Source organism: Dyadobacter sp. (assembly GCF_051859145.1).
GTDB lineage: Bacteria > Bacteroidota > Bacteroidia > Cytophagales > Spirosomataceae > Dyadobacter.
This window is the reverse complement of sequence record NZ_JBHYGF010000233.1, coordinates 1-6,784: the sequence shown is the minus strand read 5'-3', so window position 1 is coordinate 6,784 and position 6,784 is coordinate 1. Positions and strand designations below refer to the sequence as shown.

The following is a 6,784-nucleotide window of genomic DNA, read 5'->3' as shown; positions in this document are numbered from 1 at the left end:
ATCATAATTACCTCTTTAAATAGTAACAGCCTAAACTGTTTAATTTACGGTTATTTCAAATTAGTGATGGGTAGTTTAAACGAAATGAGCTCGGTACTAAACCGAGCTCATCAGAAATCAATACAGAATGTATTCCCACTTAAAACTCTGCGCTTTTCGGGTATCTTGGGAATGGTATTACGTCGCGGATGTTGCCCATTCCTGTAACGAACTGGACTAAACGTTCGAATCCTAAGCCGAAACCTGAATGCGGTGCTGTTCCGAATTTGCGGGTTTCAAGGTACCACCAGAGGTTTTCCGGATCGATACCCACTTCGTGCACGCGGCCGAGCAGCTTTTCGTAATTTTCTTCGCGCTGACTTCCGCCAATGATCTCGCCGATTCCCGGAAAAAGCACATCCATGGCACGTACTGTCTTTCCGTCTTCGTCCAGCTTCATATAGAAGGATTTGATCTCCCGTGGATAGTTGGTGAGGATAACCGGCTTTTTAAAGTGTTTTTCTACCAGATACCGCTCGTGCTCGCTGGAAAGATCAATTCCCCAGCCCACAGGATACTGGAATTTCTTCTCTTTATGCGGTTTCGACTTCAACAGAATTTCAATTGCCTCAGTGTAAGTCAGCCGCTCGAACGGATTGTCCACCACAAAGCTCAGTTTTTCAAGCAAAGGCAGCGAACGCTCGTTTTGCGGCTTGCTCTTTTCTTCTTCTGCCAGCCTGTTTTGTAAAAAGTTCAGATCGTCCTTGCAGTTATTCAATGCATAAGTGATCACTTTTTTAACAAAATCCTCGGCCACATTCATGTTATCTTCCAGCTCATAAAAGGCCATTTCCGGCTCTATCATCCAGAACTCGGCCAGGTGGCGTGTCGTGTTGGAGTTTTCGGCGCGGAAGGTAGGTCCGAATGTATAAATCTTGGAAAGCGCCATGGCGCCCAGTTCGCCTTCCAGCTGTCCGGAAACAGTCAGGTTAGCTTCTCTTCCGAAGAAATCTTCCTTGAAGTTGATCGCTCCTTCTTCGGTACGTGGCAATTTATTGAGGTCCAATGTAGTTACCCGAAACATTTCGCCCGCGCCTTCCGCATCAGAGGCGGTAATTACAGGTGTATGCAGGTAAAAGAAACCTTCGTTGTTAAAGTATTGGTGAACAGCAAACGCCAGCGCGTGACGAATGCGCAAAATGGCGCTGAAAGTATTGGTACGTGGACGCAAATGCGCGATTTCACGCAAAAATTCCAGTGAGTGTTTCTTCGGTTGCAATGGATAAAGCTCCGGATCGGCAGCGCCGTAAACGAGGATATCGTCCACTTTCACTTCCACCGTCTGACCAGAACCCTGCGATTCGATCAGCTGGCCTTCAATTTTAAGGCAGGCGCCGGTTGTAACGGTTTGCATCAGCTCGTCAGGAAACTGCCCTGGTAGCGCAACTGCCTGAATATTGTGAATGGTGGAACCGTCGTTTAATGCGATGAATATTGCATTCTTACTTTCTCTCTTAGTCCGTACCCAACCTTTGAGGGTGACGGGTTGGTTTTCCGGAGAAGCTTGTAATATCTCTTTAATTTGCAGCGGTCCCATTTGGCAATAAATGATTTAATTCTGATTTGTAATTTACCCGCTTTCGGATTTGTATTGAAAAGCAGGCTGTTCGAAGAAAGCGTACTTCAATTTTGAAAGCGACGCAATCGTTAACAAACTTACAATGTGATCAGCTTGATGACAAACAAACCTGTCAAGAATGCCACAAAAAAGCAGTATTCGGGCTGGTGCAGGTGGTTCAGGCCGGGTTCGGTCGCGCGGTATCTTTTACTTTCAACTTCCTTCGCGTATTCATTTTCGTTTTGATCCATTCAGGATAGTACGTCGCGTCTTCCGCCGGGTACACGTGAAGTTGCTGGGATGGATCCGGTTTCAGCAGCTCTGCCTGGGAGCTGCCGAGGATGCGCGCGGCAGTTTGTACACCCGAATAACTGGCGCCGGCAACTCCATTGGCCAGGATGCTCGCGCCGCAGAGATATAGATTTTCAATCTCACTCTGCGCCTTAAAAGCAAATGCGCCTATTTGCCAGAAGCTTTTTTCGGTACCATATACGCAACCTTCGGTCGAGTCAATATAGTGCTTGTTGGTCAGCGGGGTGCCCATTTCCTTCTGAATAATGCGTTCCGTTATTCCTGGTAATGCTTTTTCCAGACTCCTGATCATTTTCATGCTCAGCTGCTCTTTGAAGTCGAGATATGCCTGCGAATGTGCGGCGGTTTCGCCTTCAAACCGGCTGAAAGCATGGTTGTTGATCAGCGTAATCACTTCCAGTGTATGGTGGGTCCCGTCAAAGCTGGTGGGATCCTTTAATGTACTTGAACTGATAAACAATGCCGGAAATTCAGCTTCTGATCCAATATCCGCATTGGCGTGCTGGCCATAAGTTTCTTCGCTTTCTGCATCCGGGATCAGCCAGACATTCCCCGAATCCAGACCTGCTTTGCGAAGGTCCATATTAACGGTTAAAAACAGGATCAGTGAAGTGCAGGAGTATTTCGTGTTTTTGAGCTGATTTAAGAGTTGCTTGCTGAGGTTTTCTTCACCTACCAAACGCGAATAAGTGGTGGCCGGATCCGCATTGGAAATGATCCTTTTGGCATAAATACTTGTCCCATTTTCAAGCTCGACACCCACAGCCCGCTTCACTTTTTCACCCTGTACCAAAACGCGTTTTACCTTTTGTCCGGTCCTGCATTGACCACCATGTTTTTTGATCACATTGGACATTGCTTTCACAATCGCCGCACCGCCGCCCATCGGGTAAAATCCGCCTTTTGCATAATGCGCCATTACTGCGGCATGGTAAGGAAAGCTGGCTTTCCCGGGCGGAAGTCCGTGGTTACCCCATTGAATGTTTAATATTTTTTTGAGCAGCGGATCTTTGATATGCCAGTCAATCACGCGTTTTAAACTGAACAAACCGTATTTTCCCAAATGCCGCGTGCGCCAGGGAATGGTCAGATGGTCCATCAATCCATTCATTTCTGAAATCAGGTCCAGCTGGCTGCTGACGTTTTGGACTGCTGTCAGGTATTCGTCAATGCCTTTCTTTTCTTTTGGAAACTGTTCGGAAAGTACTTTACGTAGCCCGTCGAAATTTGCGGGAATGTCGATCCGCTCTTCGCCTATCCAGCAATGTTCGTAGGCGGCAGGGTTCATTTCGAAGAAGGTAAGCTCATTGGCAATTCCCAAACCTTCGTACAACATCCGGGTTGACTGCCCTTCACCAAGCTGACCTATGTAATGGACCCCGGGAGAAAAACGCTGTCCGCCGATCCGGAAACTGTGGCACCAGCCTCCGAGCACATTATGTTGTTCCAGAATGAGCACCGATTGCCCCGCGCGTACCAGGCAAATCGCCGCAGAAAGCGCACCCATACCAGAGCCGATAATGATATTATCGAATTCATTCATTAACTCCTGCTGATCAGACGACACGATATTGCGCTTGGTTTGGGTAAAAGGGCGTGAAGAGCTGTAATATAAAAATATTGTTCCTCTATCCGCAGCTTTACCTTATGCCGGGAAGATCTTGCTGATCATGCGGCTGATTTCAACAAAATCGTCGTGGTTACTCACGGAGCGTTTTTCAGTTTGATCCTCGGTTTGCTGGGAGAATGGATAGATCAGCAGGAAGTTGTTTTGCAATGCATGCTCGTTCAGGAAATCCGGCAGCAAGCCCATTCTGGGAAAATATGAAGCCATTCCGCGCCTGGCCATAAAAATGATCAACCCCTCATCTTCTGCAATTTTAGTAGCTATCTGCTCGGCTTCGCCCCAGTATTCCACCGGATGGAGCGTGAGTTCAATGTTTGATTTCTTCGCAACCCTTTCAATAATGTGGATGATCTGGCTGCTGGTGTAAAATGCCATGACCGCGCCGGAAGTTTTCCCGATGTTCCACACGCGCAGCAATGCCTGAAAGAACCCGGGCTCCTTGTCAGCCCGGGGCGGGATCAGTACCAGGTATTTCTTAATGGTTGAAATAGGCTGCGCCGAATGGTAAATCAATGTATTAACATTGTCATTTTGCAGATACGCGTTGGTCAGATTGTAAACCAGCGACGGCGTGAAACCTTTCCCGGGCTGTAAACCCAGAATGAGATCGGTAATCTTCTGCTCTTTGATCACATTGCTGATCCCCGACGCAACGTCGCTATCATATCTCGTGAGCGGCTGAATCTGAACATCGGCGGCGGCGGCAGTAGTCACAGCAGTATGCAATGTTTTTTCCGCATTCTTGACAGACGATTCGTTCTTTTCATCATTAATGATATTTAATGCAAAAAGTCTGTCGCGGTTGTGTGAAGCCTTAATCAGCAAGCTGAGATTCACCATTTTTTCAACGGTATCCTCATAATTGACAGCCAAGAGAATATTTTCCGTTTCCTTGTTGATGCCCGAAGCCGTCGCCTCCTTATCAACTGCCGCAATCTTCTGCGCGCTGGCCATTGAAACAAATGATGAGACTGTACACGAAATCAGGATCAGCAATATACTTCCATTCAAAACGTGCTCACTCAGCAGGCGGACTGTTTCTCCATTTGCATTTTCGGAAACGATAATGTTGTAACCTACCATTACCGCAGCCAGTGTGGCCGCGGCTGAGGCAGAGCTTAATCCAAAAATGAGCATTCCTTCCTCTTTGGTCAGCCTGAATGTTTTCTGCGTCAGCACCGCAGCAAGGTATTTTCCGCCAATGGATGCAACGAGCATTACCGCGGCCACTTCCAGGGTTTCAAGGCTTTTGAAAAAAACCGTAAAATCGATGAGCATACCCACGCTGATCAGGAAAAAGGGAATGAAGATCGCATTGCCCACAAACTCGACGCGGTTCATCAATGCAGAGGTGTGCGGAATGAGCCTGTTCAATGCCAGACCGGCAAAGAATGCGCCGATAATTGCTTCGATACCTGCCAGCTCAGCCAGTACCGCGGCGAGGTATATCATCACCAGCACGAATATGTACTGCGATATTTTATCATCCACTTTCTTAAAAAACCACCTGCCGATAATCGGGAAAACCAGCAGTACTGTAAGGCTGAATGCAAGCACTGAAAAGCCGAGCTGAAACCAGAATGCGCCATTCACTTCGCCCTGCGTCATGCCGACTACCACCGCCAGCACAAGCAGCGAAAGTACGTCAGTGAGCATAGTCCCGCCCACAGTGATGTTGACCGAAAGGTTTTTTGAAATACCCAGTTTGCTGACCAGCGGATAGGAAATCAGCGTATGAGACGAGAAAAGGCTGGCGAAAAGAACCGAGGTGAGCATGGAAAAGTGCAGCACGTAATAGCCCCCCAAGACCCCCAGAATGAACGGAACGGCAAATGTATACGCAGTGAAGGTTACACTTTTGCCCATGTTTTTTTTGAAGTCGCCCATATCAATTTCCAGCCCGGCCAGAAACATGATATAGAGCAACCCGGTAGTACCCGTTACGACCACGCTGCTGTCACGGGAGAGCAGGTTAAGTCCATTCGGGCCTACCAATGCGCCTGCAATAAGAAGCCCCAGCAAATGCGGCACTTTGATTTTATTAAGCAGGAGCGGGGCGCCCAGGATAATGATCAGCTCGATCAGAAATTTTAGGACCGGATCTTCGATCGGCAGGCTGCTAATATGAATACTCAGAAGCTGCATAAGCTATTTGGTTGTCGGGCGCGTCAGCTCGAGTGAGAATTTGGAGTTACAGGCCTGATTGATATTCATTGTTTGCTGCCCTTTCATCAGCGCCTGATTTACGCGCGCAAGCGCCACGTTGAGCACCATATTCTTGGTAGCAGAAGAGTCGCTCGCGAAGTTGAGTACAATGCCTGTGCTATCGAACCGCGCATTAAAAACCCGCACAAGCTGATTGTCGTTGCTCATTACCCGCGTGTACAGTCCGGTGGAGTCGCTGATAAATTCCCAGGAATTGAAACGCTGGTCGCCTATCACGTACTCGGGGCAGTTTGATTCGCGGCAAATCGATTTTGCATTCCATATACCGGCAATGTCGTCGGGCCAGTGAAGAATAATGGCCGTATCTTTGTTTGCAAGCAGACTATCGCGCATTTCGAGCAATGATTTGTAGTCGGCTTCTTTCAGCGCAAACTCTCTTTCCCGCTGACTGATGCGCTGCTCCCGTACATCCAGCTCCTGCTGCTTTTTGTTGTCCTCGCAGGCCGACAAACCCAGGGCGAGCAAGACTGCAAAAATATAGTATCTGTGGAGGGTCATATACAGAAGTGGTTTAAGATGTTTGATTTTAACCAGGAGAAAAGTTGTGCCTGCTGCTCAAATTCATCCTGTCAAAAACTTGGTGAAGTTGGCACATATATAAATAATCCTGCTCACCAATGCAACTGGGATCACATTAAAACCTGTCGATAGGGCTGAGGAAGCCGCTTATTGGCAGGTCACAGAATACGGCCATTTCAATGCGGCTTCGTGTCAATAATTTCCAACATTCTAACCGTTTTTGTATGAAGTTTGCTCACCGATTAACGACTTGCCTGCTGCTGGTAGCAGTATTTGGCTGTCAGAAAGAAAATGAAACGCTCTTGCCCCGGGAGGCAGCTTCGGCCAATCCTGAGCGGGTTTCCGCGACGAATGTGCGGCTTAAACAAACGCTGGTCAGCGGGAACAATGGTGGCCTCGGGCCGATGTTCACCAATACCTATTTCACTTACAAGAAAGGACGTGAGCTGGAAAAGGTTACGATTCCTACTGACACGTATGCAGGCGTGACCAGCTATCTGTAC

The 6,784-nt window shown here is 48.0% G+C and carries 5 protein-coding genes; 1 reads left to right on the top strand and 4 read right to left on the bottom strand.

The window, feature by feature from the left end:
• Window positions 1–139: 139 nt before the first annotated feature.
• The 4 genes from asnS to ACTIE6_RS14340 form a co-directional block, all read right to left on the bottom strand.
• The gene (asnS, locus tag ACTIE6_RS14355; RefSeq protein ID WP_439557297.1) at window positions 140–1,576 is read right to left on the bottom strand and encodes an asparagine--tRNA ligase; all 1,437 of its coding nucleotides are present in this window, start codon (window positions 1,574–1,576) and stop codon (window positions 140–142) included.
• A 199-nt stretch (window positions 1,577–1,775) separates the two neighbouring features.
• Window positions 1,776–3,452 (bottom strand): phytoene desaturase family protein, encoded by a 1,677-nt coding sequence (locus tag ACTIE6_RS14350; protein ID WP_439557296.1) that lies wholly within the window; start codon window positions 3,450–3,452, stop codon window positions 1,776–1,778.
• 102 nt (window positions 3,453–3,554) lie between these two features.
• On the bottom strand, window positions 3,555–5,681 hold the full coding sequence (locus tag ACTIE6_RS14345; RefSeq protein ID WP_439557295.1) for a cation:proton antiporter: 2,127 nt from the start codon (window positions 5,679–5,681) through the stop codon (window positions 3,555–3,557).
• 3 nt (window positions 5,682–5,684) lie between these two features.
• On the bottom strand, window positions 5,685–6,260 hold the full coding sequence (locus ACTIE6_RS14340; RefSeq protein WP_439557294.1) for a hypothetical protein: 576 nt from the start codon (window positions 6,258–6,260) through the stop codon (window positions 5,685–5,687).
• Window positions 6,261–6,505: 245 nt separating this feature from the next.
• Between ACTIE6_RS14340 and ACTIE6_RS14335 the strand changes: the two genes are divergently transcribed.
• On the top strand, window positions 6,506–6,784 hold a 279-nt coding region (locus tag ACTIE6_RS14335), incomplete at its 3' end, for a hypothetical protein (protein ID WP_439557293.1).